Below are 26,025 nucleotides of genomic sequence, written 5' to 3' on the forward strand. Positions count from 1 at the left end.
TGCAGCCAGGGGAACAGCCATAAAAAAGCCCTCTCCGTGGGGAGAGGGTGGGGTGAGGGGTGATTAAGCGGTTTCTAGCCTTGCGCCTTGGGATCGGTGGACGAACCGGCGGGCGTGTTGTGCTTGTCCAGGTCCGGCTGGCTGTCCAGTGCGCCCTTGCCGTGTTCGTCGGGGCGGCTGTCCAGCGGATTGATGTCGGGCGTTGCCTTGCTCACGCTGTCGAGCAGGATGTCCAGCACGTTGCCCTGGGTGGCAAGGTCCACGGCCTTGTGGGTCACGATCTCGCCCAAGTTCAAGATGATGCTGTCGTCGGGGGCCAGGATCACGCGGTTGACCGGGCGGCCCAGGGCGTCTTTGATGCTCTGCTCGTGGGCCTTTTGCTGGCGCTCGTCCAGGGCAGTCTCGGCGTCCTCGCGGCGCTCGCCCAGCCAGCCCTTGGCGCGGTCAAACAGGTTGCTGGCCCCGCTGGACACGTTCTCCAGACCTCCGGCCAGGGCGGCGCGGGTGTCGGTGCCGCCGGACTGGGTCGGGCGGCCCACGGTGGCGGCCAGCAGTTGCTCCTCGATGCCCAGGTGCTGGGCACGCTCCACGATGGCCGCCGTGACGATCTGGCCCTGCGCCGCGACCAGGCTGCCACTGGGGCCACGCACCTCGGTCTTCGCGCGGCGGCCAATGGCGGCCTCGGGACTGGTGGGATCCACACTGTCGCCGCCGCCGCGCAGGCCCTGCACGCCGCCCGCGATGGCCCCGCCGGTGGCGGCGGCGGTCAGCGCGCCCAGTTTGCCGGTCTGCTCGGCGCGGTCCGCCTGGTACTCGGTGATCACGCCGCCCTTGTAGACGATGCTCTCGCCCGCATCGGTGCTCACGTCGCTGCTGGCGGTCTTGCCGACCACATAGGTCTTCTGGCGCTCGGCGGTGGCGTCGCGCATGTCCTCGAAACCGCCCTGCACGCGGTCACGGGCGTCCCCGTAACTGGCGACGATCACGCCGCCGGTGGCGCTGGTGGCCAGCGCGGTCAGCTTGCCGTCCTTGTCGGCGCGCTCGGCCTGCTCCGCGGTGATGATCTGGCCCTTGGTGACGATGGTGGAGCCGTCTTCGGCCAGCAGGTCCCCGCCCGCCGCCTTGCCGACCACGTATTCCTTCTGGCGTTCCTTGGACGCGTTGGCCACATTGCCGTAGGCGTCCGAAATCACCCCGCCCGTCGCGGCGGTGGCCAGCGCGGTCAGCTTGCCGTGCTCTTCGGCCTGGTCGGCCTGCTCGGCGGTGATGGTGTCGCCCTTGGCGACGATCACGGTGTCATCGTCCAGGGTGATATCGCCGCCCGCCGTCTTGCCGATCACGTATTCCTTCTGGCGTTCCTTGGTGGCCTCGGCGACATTCTCGTAAGCGCCCTTGATGGAGTCGCCTGCGCTGCTCAGGGCACCCTTGATGCCGCCCGGCTCCTGCTCGTGCATGGCGGTGGCCACCGAGACCGGCACGATGGCGGCGTGTTCGCCGATCTGCACGTTTTCCGGCGCGGGCACGAAGGTCCGCCCGTTGCTCATGTCCGAGAACAGGCCGCCGGTGGCCTCGTAGCCCTCCACCTTGCCGGAAGCCTCGTCGAAGTACACGTCGGCGATCTTGCCCAGGTCCTGCCCGTCGGTGGTCAGCAGCGTCATGCCGATCAGGCTGATCTTGCTGTCCAGCACGTCGGCCAGGCGGTCGTCCTGACGGGTGGTGGTCACATGCTCCGCCGAGGCGATCATGACGGCGTCCTCGCCGATCGAGCGGATCATCTCGAAGGGCACGACCTTGGCGGCGCGGAACCAGCCGCCCTCGTCGACCAGCAGGCCCAGCACCTCGTTGGCCTGGTGATCGAAGATCAGGTCGTGCACGCTGTCGATGCGCTCGCCGGAGTCGATGGCAACGATATGCCGCCCCAGAATGTCTTTGCCTTTAATCATGCGTCACGCTCCAGTGGAAAGGGGGTAAAGAAGAGATCTGGGAAGAGCTTCAGATAAAGCCCAGATTGAGAATGCCCTGCGGCTTGAGATACAGGAAGTACGCCAGCAGGAAAACGACGATCACGATTAACAAGATCAGCAACCATGCACCGCCGCCGCCACCACCATTGCCTTTAAGTCGGGTCATGTTGCCTCCACGTAAAAGTGTAGAGATGAACGGCGGGTCAGTGATGGCCGAAGTCCTCAGCGCACTTGTTTTAATCTTGCGGTGGTCTTTAGAAAATTTAACAGAGAGAGGACGAGGGGACCCCGGTCCATCCCGCAGGCCAGCAGAGGGCAGACCGCCGGGAGAAAAATCAGCAACAAGGCATGCAAATGCGCCGTACGGCCCTCATCCGGTGCCCCAGTCGCGGACTATCCCGGACCTCCGGCTCCCGGTGCGTGTAGCCTGAACGGCGTGAGCGCCAGCCTGAGCCTGCCCCATCTTCGTGCCGACGCCGCGTCACCTGGGCCGCAGGAATACCCTCTGGGCCACCTGCCGCTGACCGTGCTGGTGGGCGTGACCGGGGTGGGCAAAAGTACGGCGCTGGGGGCGTTACAGGAGTTAAGAGGGCAAAAAGTGCTGCCCAACCGCCGCGAGGTGGCCGACGCCGTGATGATCTGGCCGCAGGTGGGCCGCGCCGTGACGGACCGCGAGGAACGTTTCGCCCTGACCGCGCAGTACCGCGCCGCCCACCCCGGCGGCATGGCACAGGCGCTGGGATCGCTGCTGGCCGACACCCGCCACTGGGGACCGGCCCCGCTGTTCGACGGTCTGCGCGGCCTGGACGAGGTGCGTTACGCCGCCCAAAAATTTCCCGCGTGGCGGTTCGTGGCACTGGGCGCACCCGATACCGTACGCGTGCGCCGCCTGCTGGGCCGGGCGGACGGCTTCGATCGGGTGACTGGAAGCAGCGCCACAGACGGCGGCCTGCGGGCCGAGCTGGAAGGTCTGAAGGGCGTCTTTGCCGTGTTCAGCCCCACCGAACTGGACGCCCTGGCCGCGCTGGCCGCGCTGGAAGGGCCGGAGTGCCCCGCCGCCGGGGTGCTGGCGAAGGTGCGGATCGTGCTGAGCGAGCGCCGCCAGTACGATCCCGCCGCCGCCGAAGCCTTTCTGCGCGGGCTACCGCCTCAGCGAGCACTGATTCTGGACACCGTGGCCCTGAATCCGGCCCAGGTGGCGCGGGCCGTGCAGGAGTGGGCCGTGCAGGCGTCGGTGTGAACGGCGTCACGGTCCAGCGAATTGAGGCCATTCCCTACCGGTTGCCGCTGACCTCCGCGCTGGCGTGGGGCGCGCATTCCGCGATGAGTGCCGCCGAGCATGTGCTGGTGCGCGTGACCCTCTCGGACGGCACGGTGGGGCAGGCCGAGGCCACGCCGCGCCCCACCATCTACGGCGAGACGCCGCAGGGCGTGGTGGCGATCCTGGCCCACCTCTCCCCCGCGTTCAGCGGACTGAAGATCGCCGATGAGGACGCGCTGAACCGCGTTCGCAACAGAGTGGCCAACAACCACACGGCGCGCGGCGCGCTGGACATGGCGCTGCACGACGCCCGTGCCCGCACCGGGGGCCAGACGCTGTTCGATACGTTGATGGGGCCCAATCGGCGCGTGCGCGTCAGCTTTATCCTGGGGCTGGGCACTCCTGCCAACATGCTGGCCGAGGCCACGCGGGTGGTGGCGGCAGGGGTGCGCTGCCTGAAGGTCAAGGTGGGCCGCGACCACGCCCGCGATCTGGCGGTCATTTCCGAACTGCGCCGCACTTTCGGCCCGGACGTGCTGCTGTACGCCGACAGCAACGAGACCCTGACCCCGGAAACCGCGCCCGCCGCGCTGGACGCCATGCGGGGGGCAGGGCTGCTGTATGTCGAAGAACCGCTGCCAGTGCGCCAGATGCGGGCGCGGGCCGAGCTGCACGCCCGCAGCCCGCTGCCCATCGTGGCGGACGACAGTTGCTTTACCCCCGCCGATCTGGAGCGGGAACTGGACTTCGATACCTTTAACGTGCTGAACGTCAAGACCGCCCGCAACGGTTTCACCGACGGCGCGTGGATGCTGCGCGAGGCCGCCCGGCACGGCAAGCGCGGCATGGTGGGGTCCCAGGCCAGCACCGGACTGGGCACGCTGCACGCCGCCCTGCTCTCCACCCGCGCCGAGGTCACCGAGCCGTGCGAGCTGAGCTTCGTGCTGAAGCTCCAGGACGATCTGCTGAATCTGCCGATCACCTTCAAGGACGGCTGGCTGGACGTCAACGGCCTGCGCGAACACGCTGTGGACCCGCAGAAACTGGAACGCTACCAGCTGTAAATGGAGGTCTGGCGGCCCGGAGCAAGGGGCGGTTCTTTCTTCCAGTCAACACACGGTCTCCTGTACTCCGGGTGTTCTATGCAGGTGACAGCCGTGTCAGAAATTGGCACGGATAATGAGGCATGGATCAAGGAATGCTCAATGCCCTCGTTCTTCCTCTGCTGTTCAGTCTCTGCGGCGGCCTCTACCTGTACGTGCGTTTTCCCGAACGCCGCCCGCGCGCCCTGCTGATCATGACCCTGTTCCAACTGGTGGGGGCCTACGCCTACGCCACTGCTCCCAACGACGGACTGTTCGGCCTGCTGGTCCTGCACGCGGCAGTGGCCTTCGTCCTGCTGGTGCGCCACCTGCAAACGCCCACGCTGCTGGTGGGCGGCGCGCAGCAGTAACAGCGGCCTTCAGAGCGTCTAAGAGGGTGGCGGTCCCGTATGTGGGGCCGCCATCTTCTTTTCTCCACCTGACCCTCAGCGCAGCGCGGCGCGCACGGCGGCGGCGGCGTCCAGCAGCGGCAGCTCGCCGGAGCGCCTGACGCTGCCCAGCAGCAGGGTGCGGGTCTGCGCCGCGCTCAGACCGGGACTTGCGCCGCGCATCAGGGCCACGACGCCGCTGACCAGCGGGGCGGAGAAACTGGTGCCCGCCTCCAGCCTGTACCCGCCGCCGGAAGCCAGCACGGGAAGGTCCAGTTCTGGCCTGTATCCCGGACAGATTCCGCCGATGCCGCCCGGCACGACGATGTCCAGGGCGCGGGGACGCTCGGCATTCGGGCGGGCGCTGTAGCAGGCCAGTGCGCTGTCGCTGCTGCCCACCGCACCGACGGCGATCACGTCGGGGTGGCTGGCCGGGTAGTACACGCCCTGGCTGGCGGTGTTGCCCGCCGCCGCCACCACCACCGCCGTTCTAGCCGCCGCCGTGAGTGCGGCGTCCAGCACCGCGTCTTCGATATCCGGCGCACCCAGGCTGATGTTGATGACCTTCGCGTCCTGCTGAACGGCGTAGTCCAGCCCTGCGGCCAGTTCTGCCGTGCTGCCGTCACCGCTGCTGTCCAGCACCTCAACACCCAGCAGTGGACCGCTCCAGATCACGCCCGCGATGCCCGCGCCGTTGTTGGTGTTCGCGCCGATCAGGCCGGTGACCTCGGTGCCGTGTTCGCTGGCCATCACCTCGCCGGTGTCGGGACCAGCCGCCAGACAGGACACCGTGGCCCCCAGGCGGCCCTGCAATTCGGGGTGACGGCGGTCCGGGGCCGAGTCCAGCACCGCCACCCTGGCCCCCTGTGGCGTTTTGCCAGCGGACGCCAGCGCGTCCCAGGCCGCCGGGACCCCGGTGCGCGTCAGGTAGGTCTGGAACACGTTGATTTTGTCCATACCCGCAGTGACCTCCAGACCCACGTTGCCCGGAAAGGCCGGATCGTTGGGCAGGGCCAGCGCCCGGTACACGTAGTTGGGCTGGGTACGCACCCCCGCCGCCCGCAGGCGCTGCGCGAAGGCCCGGTCCTCCTCTCCCGCCGGGGTCCGGGCCAGTTGCACCCCCGGCACCACGGCCTGCGTCTGCACGCCAGACAGGGCGCTCAGCGCCTGGGTGCTGAGTTTCCCGGCGGCGCTGCTCCGCAGGATCAGCACCTGCCCCGGCACCCGCGCGGCGTTCCAGTCGGACGTGACCTGCGGCCAGCTCAGGGGAGCCGTGCCCAGCGCGGCGGCGCTCAGGGTGCGGCAGGCTGCTGGAGGCGGAGGCGGCGGTGGTGGCAGCGGCTTCGGCACTGGCGGCGGTTGCTGATCCAGACAGGCGGTGAGTAGCAGGGGCAACAGCAGGGCGGGCAACAGCGCGCGGCGCAACATGGTGCAGGATACAGGCCCCGAGGCTGAGACGCGTGGGGGCCTTCGCCCCTTACCCCAGGCCTTTGCCCCACGCGCCCGCACCGTCCCGCGCCGCCCAGCCGCCGATCACGTGTGCCACGTTATTTTCAGGGGTGTTGCCACAGTCGATCTCCAGATCATAGGCGCAAAAGGTGTGGACCGTCCGCGCGTCCCGGTGGGCGTCGCCGGGACGGCGGTCTCCGCGTGCCGCCTCGCGCCGCTCCAGTTCCTCCAGCGGGCAGTGCAGGCCCACCAGATACACGTCATGCGGGACCAGCAGCTCGCGCAGGCGGTCCCGCTGCGCCCCGCCCTCGATGATCAGGTCCACCACCAGATTGTTACCGGCCCCCAGCAACGCGGGCAGGCAGCGGTAAAAGCCGTCGAAGACCTGCGGGCGGATAAGCGGCCAGGCGCGGACTTTCCCCTGAGGCGTGCGCGGCAGCACGTCCGCACCGAACATGAAGAAGTCCAGGGAGAAATGCAGGAAGGGTCCCGTCTGGGTGTCTGGGAGCGCGTCCCGCAGCGCGCGGCACAGGGTGGTCTTCCCGGCACTGGACGCCCCGTTGATCAGGATGACGTGGCCGGGTGACGTGTGCGTAGCCCCAGTGGTCATGGCCCCAGTATCCCGCCTGCGGTAATGCCTCCGTAATGCTGCGGGAGGAGGCTGCGCCCAGTTCGGAATTCCGCCCCCACCCAGCGCCCCAGTGCAGCCAGATAGCCCAGCCAGGAGGTTCGCCCCATATCCGATCAGACCGCGCCCCAGATCACATCCGCCCAGCCGACATCTGCTCAGCCCACATCTGCCCAGCCCACCAGTCCCGCCCTACTGACGGTGGCCGACGCCATGCACCGCCGGGCCGTGACCATCGGCGCGCATGAAACCCTGGTCGCCGCCGTGGTCAGCATGGAGGAATTGCAGGTCAAGCGGCTGCCGGTGGTGCAGGACGGCCCCGATCATCCAAACAGGGTCATCGGCATCCTGACCGACGGCGAGGTCCGGCGCAACCTGCCGCCGCTCAAAGAGGGCCTGACCCCCTGGGCTTTTGCAAGTCGCATCGGGCGCATCCACGTGCGCGATGCCATGCGCCAGCCCGCGCACACGGTCACCCCCGAAATGCCGCTGGCGGCGGCCATCCACACCGTGCTGGAACGGCGCATCGGCGGGCTGCCGGTGGTGGCTGGGAACGGGGTGAACGGGGACGGCGCTTTGCTGGGCATGCTGACCCTGACCGACGTGCTGCGCGCCGAGGCCAGGACCCCGCGCCTGCGCTGGGGGGCGGTAGAGCAGCACATGACGGCGGACGTGGTCTCCACCCCCGCCGACGCCCCGGCCCACCAGGCGGCGGCCAAGTTGAAGATCTCGCGCCTGCGCGTGCTGCCCGTGCTTCAGGAGGGCGTGCTGGTGGGCCTGCTGCATGAAACCGATCTGGCCGACGCCCTGGACCGGGCGAGCGCAGGTCACGGCGACACGGTGATGGGCGGCCAGTTCTTCCTACAGGGCCAGCAGGCCCGCGACCTGATGCGCCCACCCACCGGCCACCTGCGCGGCGGCACCCCCATGCGCGACGCCCTGAGCCAGATGCTGGCGCTGGATGTCCACGGCCTGCCCGTGGTGGACGACGACGGCAGGCTGCTGGGCGTGGTGACCGTCAGCGACGTGCTCAAAACCGTGTTGGGGCAGACGAGAGAGGGCTAGAACGGCGGTGGGCTAAGACAGCGGAATGAGGTGGAGAGAACGGGGCGCTGAGCAGGCCACTTCATCAGCATTTCCCTTCCAACCCCGTAACCCCCCTCTCCCTCTGACCGCGCCGTCTGCCGCAGACTGGGGAGGATGTCCGCGCCCGCCTCACCGACGTTCGCCCACCCCTTCCGGGCGTACTCGCCCGCCGATTTCCATTTTCCGCTGCCCGACGGCCACCGCTTTCCGTATTACAAGTACGCCGGGGTGCGCGAGGTGCTGCGCCCGCACCTGCCTGTGCCGGACCCGCCCACGCTGAGCTGGACGGATGCGGCGCGGGTGCATGATCCGCAGTGGCTGCGGCGCTGGCGGCGGGGCGAGGTGGACCGCGCCGAGGAACGCGCCCTGGGCCTGCCGTGGTCCCCGGAGATGGTGGAGCGTTCGCGCCGCGCGGCGGGCGGCTCGCTGGCGGCCCTGCATGACGCCGTCAGCACTGGCTGGGGCGCGAATCTGGCCGGGGGCACGCACCATTCGTTCGCGGACCGCGCCGAGGGCTTTTGCCTGCTCAACGACGCCGCGCTGCTGACGCGGGTGGCGCTGGACCGGGGCCTGGCCTCGCGGGTGGCGGTGATCGATCTGGACGTGCATCAGGGCAACGGCACGGCGGCCATGCTGGGGCCGGAGGCGCGGGCCTTTACCCTGAGCGTCCACGGTGAGCGCAATTACCCCTTTCGCAAGGAACGCAGCTCGCTGGACCTGGGCCTGGGTGACGGCGTGACCGACAGCGAGTATCTGGAGGTATTGCACAGGCAGGCGCTGCCCGCCGCCGAGGCCTTCCGGCCCGATCTGCTGCTGTATCTGGCCGGGGCGGACGTGCTGGCCGGGGACCGTTTCGGACGCTTTGCCCTGAGCCTGGACGGCCTGCGTGAGCGCAACCGGGCGGTGCTGACCTGGGCCAGGGTGGCGGCCATTCCGGTGGTCACCATGCTGGCGGGCGGCTACAACCATGATCATGAATTGACCATTAAGGCCCATGCCAGCGTGGTTTTTGACGGCCTGGAGGTCTTGGGCTAGCGGGCAGAATTTGGTCAGTCTTCATACTGTGGGGGCCGAACGTTCTACCTTTGTTCAAGGCTTGTACACTCTCTGTACGAAAGGCCGTTCAGAAGAGAGCGTCAGGTCCAGCACGAGGGTCCGACTCGGGTACGCCGAATTTTTTTTCTGAAATGCCCCTTGTCCCCACAGGAGCAATCATGACCTACGCTGCCCCGTCCACGCTCTCGAACACTGCAACCAACACCCACACCGATCTCTCCGCACGCCACGTCCGGCGCGGTCAGACGCTGTATTACGCAGGCGACAGCTCGCCCAGCCTGTACCGCCTGGAAAGCGGGTTGATGCGCGCTGTGCGGCTGACCCCGCAGGGACGCAACCTGACGGTGCGCCATATCCACCCCGGCGATATTTTCGGTGAGGAAACGCTGCACAGCCAGGCCCGCGCCCATCAGGTCGTCGCGCTGACCGACGCCGCGCTGACGCCGATTCACCCCGAGCACCTGTCCGCCGCCGAGTTGTGGGACCTGACCCGCAGCCTCAGCGCGCAGCTCCAGCGCATGATGACCGACGGCGTGCATATTCAGGATGGCGACCTGCGCGAGCGCATCGCCCGTTACCTGCTCAACCTCGCCGACAGCACCCTGGGCGGCCAGCACGCCGACGGCGCACGCTATGTCCGCGCCACGCACGAACTGATCGCCGAGGGAACCGGGGCCACCCGCGAAAGCGTGAGCAAACTGATCGGTGAGATGCGCGACGACGGCCTGCTGCTGCCCGCCTACCGCTGCCTGACCCTGATCGACGAGACCCGCCTCAAGGGCCTCAGCGGCTACCACGGCTGAGTCTTTACAGCAGATTGCACAAGAAGGTCATAAGGAGATTGTCACTCTGAGCGAAGCCGAAGGGTCAAATGGACGCCCACGAGATGCCTCGGCTTCGCTCGGCATGACAGGTCTTTTTATGCAATCTGCTCTAAGTCCCCACATCTCCCTCTTCCCGCCGTGGCAGAGGGAGTTTCGCTGTTACCACCAGCCGTGCCGCTTGAAGTAGTAGGCGAGCAGGCCACCGATCAGCAGGAAGCTGCCCCAGGCCAGGGCGTACCCCAGGGGCCACTCCAGTTCCGGCATGGCCTGGAAGTTCATGCCCCATACTCCCGCCAGGAAGGTCAGCGGCAGAAAGATCACGCTGACGGCGGTCAAGGTCCGCATCACCTCGTTCATGCGCTGGTTCTGGAGGTTCAGGTGCAGGTCCAGCAGGCTGGTCAGGAAGTCGCGCAGGCTGTCCAGGTGGCTGGCGGCGCGGTCAAAGCTGTCCTGGGCGTCGCGGTAGCGCAGCACATCGGCGGAGTTGCCCGGCGCGTAGCGGCCCAGCGTCGCGGTGGCCTCGCGGGCGTCGCTGGCGAGGCGGCGGCCCTGCGACAGCAGGTGCTTGACCTCAAAAATATCGGGGATCGCGTTGTCACGCCTGTTCTTGAACACCTGTTCCTCCAGCGCGTCGGTGCGCGTTTCCAGCGCCTCGGCCAGCGTGAAAAAGGTATCGGCGGTGTGGTCCAGCAGCTCGTAAATGACCTCGGCGGGCAGGTTGACATTCTCGCGCCCCACCAGCGCCCAGACATTGCGCAGCGCCGCCGTGCCGCCCGTGCTGAAGGTCAGCGCCGCGTCCGGGAAGCTGAAGATGCTGATGCGCTCGGTGTCCTCATCCTCCTCGGCGGGATGCGAGAAGGAGCGCACGGTGATAAAGGCGTGTTCGGGGTACTGTTCGGCGCGGCTCCAGTGGCCGTGTTCCAGCACGTCCTCCAGCGCCAGCTCATTCAGGGGGAAGGCCGCTTGCAGCCGCCGCAAATCTTCAGGGGAGATGTCCTGGGCGTCTACCCAGACACCCTGGGTCTGCCCGGTCCATTCGAGGGCCTGCCCGGTGGCGAGTTGCTTGGCGCGGATCATGACGATGATGGTACGCGGGGAAAGGCGTACAGAGCGTTCCCCCGTCCACGCTCTATCCTGTCCCCCATGACGCCCGCGCTGTGGTTCTCGTTGATGCTGGGAGGCGCGGTGGGGGCCGCGTGCCGCCAGGGGGCAGTGCTGGCCCTGGCCCCGCTGGTGCTGAGGACCGGCTTTCCCTTCGCCGTGCTGATCGTCAACGTGCTGGGATCGTTCCTGCTGGGCCTGACGCTGGCGCTGTTTGGGCGCGGCATGGTCCCGGAGGGGGTGCGCGTGGCCTTCGGGACCGGCGTGCTGGGCGCGTTCACCACCTTTTCCACCTTTAGCGCCGAACTGGACGCCCTGCTGCTGCGTGGGCAGGCTGCACAGGCGCTGCTGTACGCGCTGGGCAGCGTGGGCCTGGGGCTGACGGCTGCGGTGGCGGGGCGGCTGCTGGGTGCACGGCTGTGACACGGGGACGCAAAAAGACAGAGCCGACGCGCCCGCCGGAGCAGTTCCTGGAACTCTCGGAGGTGCTGGCGTACATCGGGCAGGTGATCGCGCGGGGCATGCCGGGGGCCGTGTGGGTGCGGGCCGAGGTAGCCTCGGTCACAGACCGCCGCCATCTGTACCTGGACCTGGTGCAACTGGGCGAGGGCGGCGAGATCGCCAAATGCCGCGCCACCGTCTGGGCACGCGAACGCTTTGCCCTGGAGGGCAAATTCCGCCAGGCGACAGGCGGCACCCTGACGGCGGGCCTGAAGGTGCTGCTGTTCTGCCAGCCGGAATTCCATCCGCAGTACGGCTTCTCGCTGAACGTGTTGGACCTGTCGCCCGAATACACGCTGGGAGACGCGGCGCTGCGCCTGGACACGCTGCGGCAGACGCTGGTGGCCGAGGGCGTGTACGGCTTGAACCGCCTGCTGCCCACCCCCGCCGATTTCGCGCGGGTGGCCGTGATCTCGCCCACCGGGGCGGCGGGCCTGGGCGACTTCCGCCGCGAGACGGACCCGCTGGAGGCCGCCGGGATCACCGAATTCGTATATCTGGAGGCCACCTTTCAGGGCCGAGAGGCGTCAAGCAGCCTGTTACGAGCAGCGCAGGAAGCCCGCGAGTTGTACGGGGAAGCCCCGCTGGACGCGCTGGTGGTCATTCGGGGCGGGGGGGCGGTGACCGATCTGGCGTGGCTCAACGATCTGGCTTTCGCCCGCGCCCTGGCGACGTTTCCCGCCCCCGTCATCACAGGTCTGGGCCACGCCCGCGACGACACCCTGCCCGACGAGGTGGCCTGCGTCCGCACCGATACGCCCAGCAAGGCCGCCGCCCTGATCGTCCGCACGGTGGCCGGGGCCGCCGCCGCCGCGCAGGAGGACGTCCGCAGCATCCGCGCCGCCGCCGCGTCCGTGCTGGTGGACGCCGACGCCGCCGTGCTGTGGGGGCGTGACCGCAGTGTGAGCGCCGCTGCCCGCCAGAGCGACACCGCCCGCGCCGATGTGGACGCGCTGATGCGGCAGGCGCTGGGCCTGACCCCCGAGCGCACCCTGGCGCGCGGCTACGCCCTGGTCCGGGATGGGGCCGGGCAGCCGGTCACGCGGGCGGCGGGGGTCACGGCGGGGCAACGGCTGACGCTGGAGTGGCAGGACGGCAGGGTGGGCGCTGTGGCAGACAACGCTTCGCCTACTCCAGCACCCTGAGCATCGCAATCTCATTGCAGTTCTCGAAAAAGGCGCAGCGCTGGCACTCGCTCCAGACCTTGGGGTGCAGGTGCGTCTTGTCGATGCGGGTGAAACCGCACTTCTCGAAAAAGACTTGCTGGTACGTCCAGGCGAACAGCGCGGGCAGAGCGATCTCGCGCGCCTCCTGCTCGCAGGCGGCCACCAGTTGCTTGCCCAGCCCCCGCCCCTGCATGTTGGGATGTATGGCCAGGCCGCGCACCTCGGCCAGATCGGGGGCCAGCAGGTGCAGGCCGCAGACGCCTGCCAGGCCGCCGGGTTGACCCTCGTGGTCGGCGGCAAAGATCAGGTGAAAATCCCGGATGGTCTCGGCCAGCAGGGCGCGCGAACGCACCAGCATCTGCCCGCGCGCCGCCCAGGAGCCGATCAATTCGTGAATGGCCTCGATGTCCGACAGTCTGGCCTTGCGCCCACCCAGCGGAGCCTGCGGGTGGATGTCGGGAATGGCGATGGAATCCAGGGAAAGGGTCATGGAACACACCTGTGCAACGCCGGAAAAACCCGGATCGCCGCGCGCCCTAGGCCTTGCTGGCCCCCGCGCTCAGGTCGCGCATCCAGGTGGTATCGCCGGGACGCTCGCCGCCGGAGCGGTAGGTCTTGACCTGCGGGGCGTCGGGGACGTCGCCCATGACCAGCGCCATCGGCACCTGCGTGAAGCCGAAGGTGCTCCAGTCGCCGCCCTTGCTGAACATGTAGACCGCACGGTCCCCACGGCCCTGGGCGTACTCGATGGCGCTCATGATCAGCCGCCGACCCAGGCCGCCGCCCCGCGCGCCTGGCATCACGGCTGCGCCGCGCAGCAGCGAGGCCCCGTCGCCGTGCTCCAGGCCAATCGCCCCGATGGGCTGGCCGCCGCGCTCCATCACCCAGTAGGTGGTGCCCTGCGCCACGGCCTCGTCGGTGTCCAGTCCGGCCTCGTGAAACACCCGCACCACGGTGTCTTTGTCGTCCTGCCTGGCCAGCCTGATCTGAACGCTTTGATCGGTCATGTGGAAATCCTCCGGGAAAGAGAAGGGAAGTGACAGGAAATTCGCCGAGCGGTCCCGGCGCACTTGAATTGAGAACGTCGGAAGGATAGCGCACGCCCCGCGCCTGTGGCGGGCATTCCGGCTTCATTTGCCCGCGCCCCCACTCAACTCGCACTTCCACGCCTGCTCGCCGTGAATCCAGCCCTTGCACAGCCCACTCCTGACCTGGGGCGTGTCCGGCAGGGCGGCGCTGATCTCGTCTGCGCCCACCGCCACGAAGCCGAAACGCGCCCAGTAGTCCCCGGCTTCCTGACTGAACAGGTACACGGCCCGGTCTCCGCGCAGGCTGGCGTGCGTCAGCGCCGAGATCACCAGCGCGCGGCCCAGCCCCTGCGAGCGCGCCGTGGGCAGCACCGCCGCCGAGCGGATCAGCGACACCCCCTCGCCGTGTTCCAGGCCGATACAGCCGCCCGGCACGCCGTTGAGGTCCGCGATCCAGTAGGTGCTGCCCCCTGGCGTCGCGCTCTGAGTGTGCAGCCCGCAGCCGCCAAGCAGCGCGAGAACGGTGGGAAAGTCTTCCGGGGCGGCCTGGCGCAGCTTGACGTGCATCTGGGACAGGGGCAGTGGGTTGGGCAATTGGGTCCGGGTCATGGGGAAACCTCTGAGGAAGGAGAGGGGGAAAGCGGAGAATCGGCCTCCGTCTTTCGTCGTCGTTCGGTGGCCTGCGCGGCGGCTTTCAGGAAATACCGCAGCCCCGCTCCCGCCGCCGCGTCCGCATTCCAGCGCGGAATGACGTGCAGATGGACATGCGGAATGTGCGCCCCGCCCGCCGGGAAGACGTTCCAGCCCACCGTGTAGCCGTCCGGTCTGACGGTGGCTTCCAGATGGGCGCGGACTTCGGCCAGCAATTCGTGGACGGCGGCGGCTTCTGCGGGGGTCAGGTCAAAAACGGTTTCACAGGGGCGTGTGGTGACGATGATTCCAGAGTAGGGAAGGCCCTCGGCATATTCGGGGCGAAGCTGGCTGTAGATGCACAGCCCGTTCTGGAGCGTGAAGCCTGTCCCACCAAGCTGCCCGGCAGCGTCTGGCACGAGTGGATTCTCGCCCGGGTTCGCCAGCCAGTACGCCCACTCCGCCTGCCGCCTGTGCAGCAGGGTGCCGTCCAGATTCACCGTCACCTCCATCCGTCAGTCCTCCGCAACCACGCCCAGCGTTTCCAAACCCGGTGTCTCCAAACCCAGCGTTTCTAAACCCAGCGCCACCTTCGCCGCGTCCACGGCCTCGCGCACCCGCTTGGGCGCGGTGCCGCCGTAACTCAAGCGATTCTTGACGCTTTCTTCCACGGTCAGCGAGGCGGCGACTTCGGCAGTCAGCAGCGGATGGGCAGCCTGTAATTCCTCATCGGTCAAGTCCCACAACTGCCGCCCACTGCGCGAGGCCAGCCCCACCAGGCCGCCCACCACCTCATGCGCCTCGCGGAAGGGGACGCCCTGACGGGCCAGGAAATCGGCGACATCGGTGGCCGTGCTGTAGCCGCGCGCCGCCGCCTCGCGGGTTTTCTCGGCGTGCCACTCACACCTGGGCAGCATGTCGGCGTACAGGCACAGCACAATACTCAGGGTGTCGTAGCTGTCGAAGACACCCTCCTTGTCCTCCTGCAAGTCCTTGTTGTAAGCCAGCGGCGTGCCCTTGACCACCGTCAGCAGGCCCATCAGGTTGCCAAAGACGCGCCCCGCCTTGCCCCGCGCCAGTTCGGCCACATCCGGATTCTTCTTCTGCGGCATGATGCTGCTGCCGGTGGTGTGAGAATCCGGCAGCGTCAGGAAGCCGAATTCAAAGGTGGAATACAGGATCAATTCTTCGGATAAGCGCGAGAGGTGGGCGGACAGGATGGCGCACCCACTCAGGAATTCCAGCGCGAAGTCGCGGCTGCCCACGCCGTCCAGGCTGTTGGAGGTGGGGCGGGCAAAGCCCAGCGCGGTGGACACCGTGTGGCGGTCAATCGGCCACGGCGTCCCGGCCAGCGCCGAACTCCCCAGCGGCGACTCGTCCATGCGGGCGGCGGCGTCCCGCAGGCGGCCCTCGTCGCGCTCCAGCATGGCGGCGTAGGCCATGAACCAGTGCGCCAGCAGGATGGGCTGGGCCACCTGAAGGTGCGTGTAACCGGGCAGAATCACGCCCGTATCCAGCGCCCGCTCGGCCTCGGCCACCATCACGGCGCGCAGGGCACGCGTCTGGGCGGCCAGGTCCAGCGCCGCTTCTTTGGTGAATAACCGGAAGTCCACGGCCACCTGATCGTTGCGGCTGCGGGCGGTGTGCAGCTTGCCCGCCACCGGACCAATTCGGTCTCGCAGGGCGGCCTCGATGTTCATATGCACGTCTTCGCGGTCCAAGCGCCATTCGAACTCTCCGGCGCGGATATCGTCCAGCACGGCGTTCAGGCCGTCGCTGATCTGGGTGACTTCCTCCCCGGTCAGAATGTCCACCTGCCCCAGCATGGCGACGTGCGCCAGCGACCCGCGAATATCCTGCTCGTACAGCCGCTGATCAAAGGACACGGAGGCATTGAAGAGTTCCACAAGGCTGTCGGTAGCCTCGGCAAAGCGGCCTCCCCACAGTTTTTTTGCTGTTGTATCGGTCATGTCACTGCCTTCTGAAGATGAGTCTGAATAGCTTTCACCAGCACCACCGGCACCGGACTCCCTGGACTGGCAAACGTATACGCTTCGTCGCTCGGCATATATCCCAGCCGCCCATAAAGCGGGATGACTTCCAGATTGAATTGCGAGACGGCCAGCAGCACGCGCCCGAATCCGCGTTCGGCGGCCAGTGCCTCCACCGCCCGCACCAGCGCTGCGCCGATGCCCTGGCCCCGTGCGCCAGGCAGAACCGCAAGGCGACTCAGCGTCAGCGTGTCCTGCCCATCCGGGCGGAAGCCGACGCAGCCGCAGACCTTTCCCCCACTGACGGCCACAAATCCGCCTGAGCCAGGGGCAAAAAGCGACTGCTCCAGCCCCTCCAGCGTCGTGCGGTTCCAGCTCGAGCGGGGGTCCATGCCTGCCGCCATCATCACCGCGTAAAAGGCGGGCAGGTCTGCGGGGGTGACGGGGCGAATCACGGGGCTTCCAGGGTCAGGCGCATCTCGTTGGTGGGGACCAAGCCCAGGCTGACGTAAGTGGATTTCCCCGCTTCGGAGGCGTGCAGGCTGACCTGTTCCACGCCGCGCGCCCGGCACTCGGCCAGCAGGGCCTGTATCAGGTGCCGGGCCAGTCCCTGCCCCCGCTGCGCTGGAACCACGTAAACATTCAGGATGTAGGCCCGCACCGGACCCAGGCTTCGCGGGCTGGGCGGCAGCGTCTGCCAGATCACGCCCGCCCCGGCCACCACCTGTTCCTCGGTTTCGATCAGAACGCCGGAATACGCACCGTCGGCCAGCCCCCCGCCTAGCCATTCCAGGCTGGGAGCCGAGGCCGCCCGCACCCGCTCCGGCGCGCTGCCCATGTCGGTGAACATGGCGTCGCGCTGTGCCTGGACGGTTTTGGCGTCCGCGACGGTGGCGGGCCGCAGGGTGAGGCCGGGGGGCAGGTTCACGCCTCCGTCCGCTCCCAGACCTGCGCCAGATGGTGCAACTGGTGCGCCACGTAATCCTGTGCCACAAACTCCAGCGTCACACTTGCGCCGCCGCCGATGTTCAGCGTGTGGGCCAGACTGGCGGGCGGCGAATGCGCAATGACGTGGGCCACCTGAAGCTGGTACGCCTCCCACAGCGCCACCATTTCAGTCCAAGACCGCTCCTGGTAGCCGCCCAGCGCCACCCAGGTGTTCTGATCGTAACCGGGCAAGCTCAGGCCAGCCTCAGCGGAGGCCCGCACGAAGCGCGCATGGTTATTCACGCCGCTGTCGATCAGGTGGCCCAGAATCTGTTTGGCGCTCCAGACATCGGGGACGAGCTTGCGGGCAGTCTGCCCCTCGGGTAAGGCCCGCAGCCTCGGCAAAGCTTCAGCGACAACTTCAGCGAGGCCAGTCATCCTCAGACCTTCGCCGGGTCTTTGTACTCAGCTCTGTTTCCACTCCTGGCCGTCACCCGCGCCTGCACCCGCATCCGCAGGGCGTTGAGCTTGATGAACGCCCCGGCGTCGTGCTGGTTGTAGTCTCCGCCCGCCTCGAAGCTCACCAGATCCTTGTCATACAGGCTCTGTGGCGCTTTGCGGCCCACCGTATCGCAGTTGCCCCGGTACAGCTTCAGGCGGGCCGTACCGGTCACGCTCTGCGCGACGTGATCGATATAGACCTGAAGCGCCTCGCGCTCGGGGGCGAACCAGAAGCCGTTGTAGACCAGTTCGGCGTACTTGACCCCCAGAGCGTCGCGCTGGTGCAGCACCTCGCGGTCCAGGGTCAGGCTTTCCACGGCGCGGCGGGCGTGGTACAGCAGCGTGCCGCCGGGGGTCTCGTACACGCCGCGCGACTTCATGCCCACGAAGCGGTTTTCCACCAGATCGATCCGCCCAATCCCGTGCTTGCCGCCGATCTCGTTGGCCTTTTGCAACAAATCAGCGGGCGAGAGCTTCTGGCCGTCGATGCTCGCCGGATCGCCGTTCACGAATTCCACTTCCACGTACTGCGCCGTGTTCGGGGCGTCCTCGGGGCTGACCGTCAGCTTGAACATGTGCGCGGGGGCTTCGGTCCAGGGGTCTTCCAGAATGCCGCCCTCGTAGGAGATATGCAGCATGTTGGCGTCGGTGCTCCAGGGGTCCTTCTTGGTGGTGGGCACGGGAATACCGTGTTCGTGGGCAAACGTTTCCAGATCGGCACGGCCCTGGAAGGCCCAGTCGCGCCAGGGAGCAACCGTCACGATATCGGGGTTCAGGGCGTAGGCAGTCATCTCGAAACGCACCTGATCGTTGCCCTTGCCGGTCGCGCCGTGCGACACGGCCACCGCACCCTCTTTGGCGGCAATCTCCACCATCTTCTTGGCGATCAGCGGGCGCGCGATGCTGGTCCCCAGCAGGTAATAGCCCTCGTACAGCGCGGAGGAGCGGAACATCGGAAACACGTAGTCGCGCACGAATTCCTCACGCAGGTCCAGGGCGTAGGCGGCCACCGCGCCGGTATTCAGCGCCTTGACGCGGGCTTCCTCGACCTCGTCACCCTGGCCCAGATCCGCCGTGAAGCACACCACGTCGTAATCGCGCTCGGTCTGGAGCCACTTGAGAATGATGCTGGTGTCCAGCCCTCCGCTGTAGGCGAGGACGATTTTTTCGCGGGCGCTGTTGGTTTGGTCTGTCATGGGGGGATTGTCTCCTAGAACGGGTGGGCAACGCAAAATCCCGGCGCGAGGCAGCGCCGCCCATCCCCAGAGATCGGGTCAGGCGGAGGCGTTAGCGTCGGGAGGTCAGGTCTGGCATCAGATGTATTGTTATGCGCTTTTACCGCATAGCTATACAGAATCTAGCAGGCTGGAGAGGGAGGGTCAAGCTGCTGCCGACGGTGGCGCGGCCAGGATGTGGCGTTCTAAACAAGTCCTGCCGTCTCCCACCCATCTCTGACGTGGAAAAAGAGGCACTGCCACTCTACCTGGGCGTTTCCACAAATTGATGCTGTCGTTTCTGGGAAATGTTTTTTAATGCAAAGGCTGCTGGTCCAGGCCGCCCGCCTGCATCCGCATCCAGGATTTGACGCCGCTGGCCGCCGGGGTGTCGTGGACCAGGGCCGTCAGCACGCCCGCGCCGAATGGACAGACCACCATCACGCGGTCTCCGAACTCGATCTGCACGGCCTGCATGGGCATCTGGCCGCCCAGTTGCGTGCTGAGCGAAGCTGAGGTGCTACACAGAAAACCCAGATACGCGCCGAGCTGGGCGGGCAACTGCGCCGATCCCGCGATCAGCTCGCCCTGCTCGCCAAACACGCACGACGACAGGACGCCGGGCAGCAGGTTGACGCCGCCCACACACGCCTGCGCGGCCTGAAAACTCAGCTCCAGCCCCCGCAGGACCGGGGTGCTGGGCTGGAGTTCTGCGGGGCGCTTTACCCCCGGGGAAGCGGGCACGTCGCTTGGCCCACCGCCCAGCCCAATGCCCAGCCCAATGCCCAGCCAGCCGCGCAGGGCCAGCAGCAGCGCCTCGGATTGCAGGGGTTTACGCAGCACCTCCAGCACGCCCAGTTCGCGGGCCTGACGGCGCAGGCCGTCCTCCACGACGTCGCTCATGAGAACCACCGCCAGCTCCGGGTGCTCCTCCCGCAGCCTGCGCGCCAGTTCCAGACCGTCCATGCCCGGCATCCGCACATCACTGAGGACCAGCGCGGTGTCGGGGGTCAGCACCTCCAGCGCGGCGCGGGCGCTGCTCGCCATCTGCACGCGGACGTGGGGCGAGAGCAGCCGGTGCAGAGACAGCAAAACGCCAGGACTGTCGTCTACAACCAGGACCGAGAGATGGGGCGAGGAGGCCGTCATGGTCCCCAGAGCGTAAGCAGGCGGCTGTATCGCACGCCTTACGCTTTCTGGAGATAAAGGTGGGAACTTCACAGTTGCTTCGTGGGATGCCGACTTCTTTACGAAAGCAGAATCGAGCGGGCCTTGAGGGGACCTCAAGCGCATCAATTGCCAGCTTTCAAGGTCAGCGTTCGGGGGGAGTGTTTCCAGATCCATCCCCACACCACATCCAGCTCCACACCAGGCCGCCGCACTCCGTCCAGCGCCGCCGGAGCCAGAGCATTCGTCAAACGAGAGTCTCTTCTCGACCCACGTGGGCGGGTAGACTTTGCTCAACAGGGTCTCAACAGGGTAAGGAAGAGAGAGCAAAATCGAGTCGCCGATATCTTGATGTCGGTAGCGGCGTGCCCGGTGACCCCCCCCGGCCCTTGCCCCGCTTCGCTCTTCCCTCCCCCGCACGCAAGAGGGCCGAGGGGGAAAACGCACGGCCAGGCTTCAATTTCATGCGGCACCAGCGGAAGTCTGATGTCGCGGTGAGGGCATTTGCAGTCCTGCCTTAAGGACGGGCTTCCGGGTCCGGATGGGCGCTGGGCGTTTGCTGGCCCTCGGGCAGCGGGGGAACCGGGCAGGGCCTGCCCGCCTCATCCACCGCGACAAAGACGAACATGCCAGTGGTCGCCAGTTCCTGCTCCCCGGTGGTCATGGTCTCGCGGTACACGTCCACCCGCACGGTCATGCTGCTGCGGCCCACCCGGACCACCTGGGCGTCCAGCGCCACCGCGTCACCCACCCGGATTGGCACGCGGAAATCCACGCCGTCCATACGGGCCGTGACCACGTTGCCGCCGCCGTGACGCACCGCCGCGACACTGGCGGCCTTGTCCATGAGGGACAGCACCCAGCCGCCAAAGGCCGTGCCCAGATAGTTGGTGTCCTTGGGAAAGACCAGCTCCAGCATGCGGGCGCGGCTGCGGGGAGTCCGGGTAACGGGCAGCGGGGCGGCGGGCGGCGGGGCAGCGGCAGGATTGGTCATCGCCCAGGAGTGTAGTGCGCGCCCCGCCAAAACTTTGATCCACATCCTTCAGCCAGACCTTTCACCTGGGAACTTTATGAATTGGGGGCCAGACAATTGACACCCTCGCCTGCCCATGACAGCATGTGTTCCACGCACAACTTGTACTGCGTCCAGCGTATGTGGCACCGTCCTCTACGTCTTCTGGATCACGGAGGTTCACCCATGAAAAAGCGCTTTCTATTCTCTGCACTCGTGGCCGCACTGGCCGGTTCTGCCTTCGCCGATAAAGTCGTGAATATCGGCTACTCCGGTCCTCTGTCCGGTGGCGCGGCCTTTTACGGCAAGGATGTCCAGAGCGGCATCGAGCTGGGCATCAGCGACATCAACAAGGCGGGCGGCGTCACCGTCGGCGGCGAGAAGGTCACCTTCAAGCTGGTCAGCCTGGATGACCGCTACCTGCCCAACGAAACGGCCACCAACGTCAAACGCCTGACCTCGCAGGGCATCGACATCATCTTCGTACCGCACGCCGGGGGCATCCTGACCGTGCAGCCGATGACCACCCGCGATCCCGCCTTCCTGCTGGTGGCCTACTCCAGCGAACCCAAGATCCTGGAAGCCAAGAACCCGCTGACCTTTATGTTGCCGCCGCGCTACGACAACTACCTGCAACCCTTCGTGAGCACGCAGATGAAGGCTTTCGGCAAGAAGCTGGGCATGGTGGGCACCACCAGCGCTTACGGCAAGCAGTGGGCCGAGGCCGTGATGGGCGAGTGGACCAAGCAGGGCGGCAGCCTGGGCGCGAACAACGGCGTGGACTACGGCACCACCGTGGACTACAGCGCCGCTGTGACCAAGGCGCTGTCCGAGAAGCCCGACGTGCTGTTCATCGGCGGTCCCAGCCAGCCCACCGCGCTGGTGGTCAAGGCCGCCCGCGAGCAGGGCTTCAAGGGCGGCTTTATCGTGATGGACCAGGCCAAGTTCGAGCAGATGGACCAGATTGTTCCGGTGTCGTACCTGAACGGCTCCGTGGGCGTGCTGCCCACCAAGGAATTCGCCGGGACGCAGGTTTTCGTGGCCCAGTACCTGCGCGCCTACAAGAAGATCCCCACGTCGGAGGCGGCCCTGAACTACATGGGCATCAACGTGCTGGCCAAGGCGATGGAACTGGCCGGAACCACCGATGATCCCGCCAAGATCAAGGCCAGCCTGGACGCCGCCGCCAAGGCGCTGCCCCAGAGCAAGACCATCTTCAAGATGAAGGGAGTCACTGCCGACGGCCACGCCGACGCTGACTTCATTATCGCCAGCGTCAAGGACGGCAAGTACACCAAACTGCGCGTCGACAAGGTTTACAAGTAAGGCGGGTGGGGCGGCACCCAGGACTTGTTCTGAATGCCGCCCCGCTGCCCGCGCCCCGAATGAGTTTTGCGGGGCGCGTTTTGATGGGGTGGTTGGGATGGCCAGTTTTGATCAGGCGCAGAAGAAGCATGGCATCCTGTTTTCGGTCACGGCCTCTCCGGTGGCACCCTCCCCCCGCCGCCTCCACGACTCCCCTCTGCTCCGCAGCTCCATGAGTCACCTGTAGGGACAGAGGGGTCAAGCCAGCCCAGCCATTCGCACTCAATCATCTCAGTCTTTTTTCGCGGCCCTTGCCTTATCCCCCCTGCTCTGGAGGACTTGCCCCTTGACCACTTTTTTGCAACAACTCTTCAATGCCGTGGCGCTGGGCGGGGTCTACGCGCTGGTGGCGCTGGGCCTGACGCTGGTGTATGGCGTGATGCGCGTGCCGAATTTTGCGCACGGCGGGCTGTACATGCTGGGCGCGTACCTGACCTACGCCTCGCTGACCGGGCTGGGCATCGGCTACGTCCCGGCGCTGATCCTGGCGGCCATCGGGGTGGCGCTACTGGCCGCCCTGATGGAGCGGGTGATCTTTTATCCGCTGCGGGACGCGCCCCACGTCTCGCCGATGATCGCGGCCATCGGGGTGCTGTTCTTTCTGGAGGCCGCCGTGCAACTGATCTGGGGGCCGGATTTCAAGCAGATTCCCGCACCCATCAACGGCATCGTCGAGATCGGCGGCGTGATCGTGACCTGGCAGCGCCTGATCATCATCGCCGCCAGCGTGGTGGTGGTGGTGGCCCTGAACTACTTCCTGAAACGCACGCTGACGGGGGCCACCATCGAGGCCATGTCGCAAAACCGTGAGGGCGCGCGGCTGGTGGGCATCAACACCAACCGGGTAGGCGCGCTGACCTTCGCCATTTCTGGCCTGCTGGCGGCGGCGGCGGCGGCCCTGATTGCCCCCACACTGCTGGTCAGCCCCAGTATGGGCGAGGTCATGAACCTCAAGGTCTTCGCCATCATCATCCTGGGCGGCATGGGCAGCGTGCCGGGCGCAATTGTGGGCGCGTTTCTGCTGTCCTTCGCCGAGACTTTTGGCGGCGCGTATATCAGTCTGGATTTCGCCGACGTGATCGGCTTTGCCATGCTGGTGCTGGTGCTGGCGATCCGGCCCCAGGGTCTGTTCAAGAGGGGCACATGAAGGGCTGGATGTGGTGGGTTGCGGTTTTTGCTTTAGCCGCCCTGGTGCCGCTCTTCGGGCCATCCGGCTACGTGCTGGACATCGGCGTGAACATCATGATCTACGCGATTCTGGCGTACGGCCTGAACGTGCTGCTGGGCTATACCGGGCAGTTGCCGCTGGCACACGCCGGGTTCTTCGGCATCGGCGCGTATGCCACCGGCATTCTGACCCTCAAGTTGGGCTGGAGCTTCTGGCTGGCGTGGCCGGTGGCGGTGGCGATCTCCGCGCTGGCCGGGCTGCTGCTGGGGCTGGTGGCCTTCCGCACCAAGGGGGACACGTTTGCCATCTTCACCCTGGGCGTGGGCGTGATCATCATGCTGGTTATTAATAAGTGGGACGCGCTGACGGGCGGCAACGATGGCCTGAACGGCATCATGCCTCCCGCCGGGCTGGAGGCGCTGTCCAAGAGCGTGGGCCTGAAGCTGTCGGGCGGCTTTTACTATCTTGCGCTGATCTCGCTGGCGCTGACGGTGATCGCGGTGGCGCGGGCGCGGGGCAGCGTGTTCGGACGCTCCTTGATCGCCATTCGTGGCGGGGACGATCTGGCGCGCAGTGCGGGCATCGACGTCTACTCTCACAAGCTGCGGGCCATGATGCTGTCCACCGCCATCGCGGGCTTCGCGGGCGGGCTGTACGCCACCTATCTGGGCTTTCTGGGTTCGGCGGCCACCGGGCCGATCCAGACCTTTACCATCCTGCTGTACCTGCTGGTGGGCGGGCTGGGCACGCTGGCCGGGCCGCTGCTGGGACCGGCGCTGATGTACACGCTGGCGCAGAACCTCAAGGGCCTCCAGGACTACCAGTACATCGTCTTCGGGCCACTGCTGGTGCTGCTGATCATGTTCGCGCCGCAGGGAATAGCTGGGCTATGGATGCGCCTGACCGCGCGGCGCACCCCGCCACCCGCTGCGCCGCCCACCCAGAAGGAGGCCAGCCGTGCTGGAAGTTAAGAACCTCGGCATCCATTTTGGCGGCAACCACGCCGTTCAGGACGTGACCGCCAGCATCGAGGCCGGGAAAATTACCGCCATCATCGGGCCGAACGGGGCGGGCAAGAGCACCTTTTTTAACCTGATCTCGGGCTTTTACCAGCCGACCTCGGGCAGCATTCAGTTTCTGGGCCAGGACATCACCCGCCTGCCCACGCATGACGTGGTGGCGCGCGGCATCGCCCGCACCTTCCAGACCACCACCATTTACAGGGAACTGAGCGTGCTGGACAACGCCATGATCGGCCACCGCGTCCGCACCCGCGCCGGACTGTGGGACGCCCTGCTGCGAACCGGACGCGAGCGGCACGACGAGGAGGAAAGCCGCGCCGGAGGGATGGCGGCGCTGGAACGGGTGGGGCTGGCCGCGCAGGCGGGCCTGCCCGCTGGGGCGCTGACGCAGGAGGGGCAAAAGCGCGTGGGGATCGCGATGGCCCTGTCCAGCGACCCCAAACTGCTGCTGCTGGACGAACCCGCCGCCGGGATGAACCCCGAGGAAACGGTCAATCTCATGGCCCTGATCCGCGAACTGGTGGTGGGCGGCCTGAGCGTGGTGCTGGTGGAACACAAGATGAGCCTGGTGATGGGCCTGGCCGACGAGATTCTGGTGATGCACCACGGCCAGAAGATCGCCGAGGGCACGCCCGCGCAGGTCAGCCGCGACCCTGCCGTGATCGAGGCGTACCTGGGCAGTCACGCCCACGGCGGCCAGATGGGACAGGCCACAAACGGTGATGCTCCTGCCCCGGGCGCAGTTCAATTGACCAAGGAATCGAAGCATGCTTGAGGTCCGCGATCTGAGCGTCAATTACGGCCACTTCACCGCCCTGCACAGCATCTCACTGAATGTGAATCCCGGCGAGATCGTGGTGATGCTGGGGGCCAACGGTGCGGGCAAGAGCACGCTGTTTCGCACGCTGTCGGGCCTGCAACGGGCCAGCGGCGGCAGCGCCAAATGGAAGAACACCCCGCTGACCGGCGGCACACCCGAGTACAACGTGGCGCACGGCGTCGCGCAGTGTCCGGAAGGCCGCCTGCTGTTCCCGGACCTGAGCGTAGAGAAAAACTTGCGGCTGGGTGCCTTCGTTCACCGCAAGGACACGGCGGGCACCAACCGAGAGCTGGAGCGCGTCTACACCCTGTTTCCCGATCTGGTGCAGAAACGCAATGCGCCCGCCGGCAGCCTGTCGGGCGGGCAGCAGCAGATGGTGGCGATTGCCCGTTCCCTGATGGCCCGCCCCGAACTGCTGCTGCTGGACGAACCCAGCCTGGGCCTTGCGCCGATGGTGGTGGAGCAGGTCTTCGCCGCCATCCAGCGCGTCAACGAGGCCGGGGTCAGCGTGCTGCTGGCCGAGCAGAACGCCTACGCCGCCCTGGACATCGCGCACCGGGGCTACGTGATGGAAAGCGGCGTGCTGACCTTGCAGGGCACGCAGCAGGAGCTGATGACGGATGACCGGGTTAGGAGTGCATATTTGGGGGTGTAGGTCGAGCTGCGAGCGGTG

General features: G+C 66.9%; 29 protein-coding genes. 13 read left to right on the forward strand and 16 right to left on the reverse strand.

Features of this window, described 5'->3' with window-relative positions; genetic code table 11:
- Positions 1-74: 74 nt before the first annotated feature.
- Together Q322_RS0107115 and Q322_RS24030 are read right to left on the reverse strand one after the other, a co-directional pair.
- Positions 75-1,943: a PRC-barrel domain-containing protein gene (locus tag Q322_RS0107115; RefSeq protein WP_034417919.1), complete on the reverse strand. Its 1,869-nt coding sequence runs from the start codon at positions 1,941-1,943 to the stop codon at positions 75-77.
- 49 nt (positions 1,944-1,992) lie between these two features.
- Positions 1,993-2,130, reverse strand: coding sequence for a hypothetical protein (locus Q322_RS24030; protein ID WP_169739077.1), 138 nt, complete (start codon positions 2,128-2,130; stop codon positions 1,993-1,995).
- A 270-nt stretch (positions 2,131-2,400) separates the two neighbouring features.
- Between Q322_RS24030 and Q322_RS0107125 the strand changes: the two genes are divergently transcribed.
- The 3 genes from Q322_RS0107125 to Q322_RS0107135 all read left to right on the forward strand — a co-directional run bounded on the left by Q322_RS0107125 (position 2,401) and on the right by Q322_RS0107135 (position 4,678).
- Positions 2,401-3,204 (forward strand): nucleoside/nucleotide kinase family protein, encoded by an 804-nt coding sequence (locus Q322_RS0107125; RefSeq protein ID WP_051668323.1) that lies wholly within the window; start codon positions 2,401-2,403, stop codon positions 3,202-3,204.
- Positions 3,201-4,289: an enolase C-terminal domain-like protein gene (locus tag Q322_RS0107130; RefSeq protein ID WP_029477151.1), complete on the forward strand. Its 1,089-nt coding sequence runs from the start codon at positions 3,201-3,203 to the stop codon at positions 4,287-4,289. Before Q322_RS0107125 ends, Q322_RS0107130 begins: the two co-directional genes overlap by 4 nt.
- A gap of 122 nt (positions 4,290-4,411) precedes the next feature.
- Positions 4,412-4,678, forward strand: coding sequence for a hypothetical protein (locus tag Q322_RS0107135; RefSeq protein ID WP_029477152.1), 267 nt, complete (start codon positions 4,412-4,414; stop codon positions 4,676-4,678).
- Positions 4,679-4,753: 75 nt separating this feature from the next.
- Here the strand turns inward: Q322_RS0107135 and Q322_RS0107140 are convergent, their stop codons facing one another.
- Both Q322_RS0107140 and Q322_RS0107145 read right to left on the reverse strand, forming a co-directional pair.
- Entirely contained in the window at positions 4,754-6,124 is a 1,371-nt protein-coding gene (locus Q322_RS0107140) for a S8 family peptidase (protein ID WP_084147859.1), read from the reverse strand.
- 49 nt (positions 6,125-6,173) lie between these two features.
- Positions 6,174-6,755 (reverse strand): chloramphenicol phosphotransferase CPT family protein, encoded by a 582-nt coding sequence (locus Q322_RS0107145; protein WP_051668324.1) that lies wholly within the window; start codon positions 6,753-6,755, stop codon positions 6,174-6,176.
- Between the two features lie 219 nt (positions 6,756-6,974).
- Here Q322_RS0107145 and Q322_RS0107150 point away from each other — a divergent pair, with 219 nt between their 5' ends.
- The 3 genes from Q322_RS0107150 (at position 6,975) to Q322_RS0107160 (ending at position 9,718) form a co-directional block, all read left to right on the forward strand.
- Entirely contained in the window at positions 6,975-7,838 is an 864-nt protein-coding gene (locus tag Q322_RS0107150; RefSeq protein WP_029477155.1) for a CBS domain-containing protein, read from the forward strand.
- Positions 7,839-7,973: 135 nt separating this feature from the next.
- On the forward strand, positions 7,974-8,894 hold the full coding sequence (locus Q322_RS0107155; protein WP_029477157.1) for a histone deacetylase family protein: 921 nt from the start codon (positions 7,974-7,976) through the stop codon (positions 8,892-8,894).
- A 179-nt stretch (positions 8,895-9,073) separates the two neighbouring features.
- The gene (locus tag Q322_RS0107160) at positions 9,074-9,718 is read left to right on the forward strand and encodes a Crp/Fnr family transcriptional regulator (RefSeq protein WP_051668325.1); all 645 of its coding nucleotides are present in this window, start codon (positions 9,074-9,076) and stop codon (positions 9,716-9,718) included.
- 180 nt (positions 9,719-9,898) lie between these two features.
- On the opposite strand, the gene Q322_RS0107165 is transcribed toward Q322_RS0107160, so the two are convergent.
- A complete protein-coding gene (locus Q322_RS0107165; RefSeq protein WP_029477160.1) occupies positions 9,899-10,816 on the reverse strand; it encodes a magnesium transporter CorA family protein in 918 nt (305 codons plus the stop codon).
- A gap of 66 nt (positions 10,817-10,882) precedes the next feature.
- Here Q322_RS0107165 and Q322_RS0107170 point away from each other — a divergent pair, with 66 nt between their 5' ends.
- Positions 10,883-11,263 (forward strand): fluoride efflux transporter FluC, encoded by a 381-nt coding sequence (locus tag Q322_RS0107170; RefSeq protein ID WP_029477161.1) that lies wholly within the window; start codon positions 10,883-10,885, stop codon positions 11,261-11,263.
- Positions 11,260-12,486 (forward strand): exodeoxyribonuclease VII large subunit, encoded by a 1,227-nt coding sequence (xseA, locus tag Q322_RS0107175; RefSeq protein WP_034417924.1) that lies wholly within the window; start codon positions 11,260-11,262, stop codon positions 12,484-12,486. The genes Q322_RS0107170 and xseA overlap by 4 nt, the downstream gene beginning before the upstream one ends.
- Here xseA and Q322_RS0107180 read toward each other — a convergent pair.
- The 11 genes from Q322_RS0107180 to Q322_RS0107230 all read right to left on the reverse strand — a co-directional run bounded on the left by Q322_RS0107180 (position 12,470) and on the right by Q322_RS0107230 (position 20,959).
- Positions 12,470-12,997: an N-acetyltransferase gene (locus Q322_RS0107180; RefSeq protein WP_029477165.1), complete on the reverse strand. Its 528-nt coding sequence runs from the start codon at positions 12,995-12,997 to the stop codon at positions 12,470-12,472. The genes xseA and Q322_RS0107180 overlap by 17 nt on opposite strands.
- Positions 12,998-13,043: 46 nt before the next feature.
- Positions 13,044-13,514, reverse strand: coding sequence for a GNAT family N-acetyltransferase (locus tag Q322_RS23835; protein ID WP_029477166.1), 471 nt, complete (start codon positions 13,512-13,514; stop codon positions 13,044-13,046).
- A 123-nt stretch (positions 13,515-13,637) separates the two neighbouring features.
- On the reverse strand, positions 13,638-14,144 hold the full coding sequence (locus tag Q322_RS23840) for a GNAT family N-acetyltransferase (RefSeq protein ID WP_029477168.1): 507 nt from the start codon (positions 14,142-14,144) through the stop codon (positions 13,638-13,640).
- Complete coding sequence (locus Q322_RS20735; protein WP_051668326.1) at positions 14,141-14,677, reverse strand: HIT family protein; 537 nt, start codon at positions 14,675-14,677, stop codon at positions 14,141-14,143. Before Q322_RS20735 ends, Q322_RS23840 begins: the two co-directional genes overlap by 4 nt.
- 3 nt (positions 14,678-14,680) lie before the next feature.
- The gene (gene argH, locus Q322_RS0107200) at positions 14,681-16,135 is read right to left on the reverse strand and encodes an argininosuccinate lyase (RefSeq protein ID WP_051668327.1); all 1,455 of its coding nucleotides are present in this window, start codon (positions 16,133-16,135) and stop codon (positions 14,681-14,683) included.
- Positions 16,132-16,611: a GNAT family N-acetyltransferase gene (locus tag Q322_RS24485; protein WP_034417925.1), complete on the reverse strand. Its 480-nt coding sequence runs from the start codon at positions 16,609-16,611 to the stop codon at positions 16,132-16,134. Before Q322_RS24485 ends, argH begins: the two co-directional genes overlap by 4 nt.
- Positions 16,608-17,084: a GNAT family N-acetyltransferase gene (locus Q322_RS24490; RefSeq protein WP_034417926.1), complete on the reverse strand. Its 477-nt coding sequence runs from the start codon at positions 17,082-17,084 to the stop codon at positions 16,608-16,610. The genes Q322_RS24485 and Q322_RS24490 overlap by 4 nt, the downstream gene beginning before the upstream one ends.
- Entirely contained in the window at positions 17,081-17,521 is a 441-nt protein-coding gene (locus Q322_RS0107215) for a DinB family protein (RefSeq protein ID WP_029477174.1), read from the reverse strand. Before Q322_RS0107215 ends, Q322_RS24490 begins: the two co-directional genes overlap by 4 nt.
- A 2-nt stretch (positions 17,522-17,523) precedes the next feature.
- The gene (locus Q322_RS0107220) at positions 17,524-18,780 is read right to left on the reverse strand and encodes an argininosuccinate synthase (protein WP_029477175.1); all 1,257 of its coding nucleotides are present in this window, start codon (positions 18,778-18,780) and stop codon (positions 17,524-17,526) included.
- A 333-nt stretch (positions 18,781-19,113) separates the two neighbouring features.
- Positions 19,114-19,947, reverse strand: a complete 834-nt coding sequence (locus Q322_RS21660) for a response regulator (RefSeq protein ID WP_051668328.1) — start codon at positions 19,945-19,947, stop codon at positions 19,114-19,116.
- A 535-nt stretch (positions 19,948-20,482) separates the two neighbouring features.
- Positions 20,483-20,959 carry an acyl-CoA thioesterase gene (locus Q322_RS0107230; protein ID WP_051668329.1) on the reverse strand — a complete coding sequence of 159 codons (477 nt, stop codon included), beginning with the start codon at positions 20,957-20,959 and terminating at the stop codon, positions 20,483-20,485.
- Positions 20,960-21,163: 204 nt separating this feature from the next.
- Between Q322_RS0107230 and Q322_RS0107235 the strand changes: the two genes are divergently transcribed.
- From Q322_RS0107235 to Q322_RS0107260, 5 genes are all read left to right on the forward strand, one after another.
- Positions 21,164-22,303, forward strand: coding sequence for an ABC transporter substrate-binding protein (locus Q322_RS0107235; protein WP_029477179.1), 1,140 nt, complete (start codon positions 21,164-21,166; stop codon positions 22,301-22,303).
- A 325-nt stretch (positions 22,304-22,628) separates the two neighbouring features.
- The gene (locus Q322_RS0107245; RefSeq protein WP_029477181.1) at positions 22,629-23,489 is read left to right on the forward strand and encodes a branched-chain amino acid ABC transporter permease; all 861 of its coding nucleotides are present in this window, start codon (positions 22,629-22,631) and stop codon (positions 23,487-23,489) included.
- Positions 23,486-24,481, forward strand: coding sequence for a branched-chain amino acid ABC transporter permease (locus Q322_RS0107250; protein ID WP_029477183.1), 996 nt, complete (start codon positions 23,486-23,488; stop codon positions 24,479-24,481). The genes Q322_RS0107245 and Q322_RS0107250 overlap by 4 nt, the downstream gene beginning before the upstream one ends.
- Positions 24,468-25,307 carry an ABC transporter ATP-binding protein gene (locus Q322_RS0107255; protein ID WP_034417929.1) on the forward strand — a complete coding sequence of 280 codons (840 nt, stop codon included), beginning with the start codon at positions 24,468-24,470 and terminating at the stop codon, positions 25,305-25,307. The genes Q322_RS0107250 and Q322_RS0107255 overlap by 14 nt, the downstream gene beginning before the upstream one ends.
- Complete coding sequence (locus Q322_RS0107260; RefSeq protein WP_029477185.1) at positions 25,300-26,007, forward strand: ABC transporter ATP-binding protein; 708 nt, start codon at positions 25,300-25,302, stop codon at positions 26,005-26,007. Before Q322_RS0107255 ends, Q322_RS0107260 begins: the two co-directional genes overlap by 8 nt.
- Positions 26,008-26,025: the final 18 nt, after the last annotated feature.

It is taken from the genome of Deinococcus frigens DSM 12807 (assembly GCF_000701425.1).
Lineage (GTDB): Bacteria > Deinococcota > Deinococci > Deinococcales > Deinococcaceae > Deinococcus > Deinococcus frigens.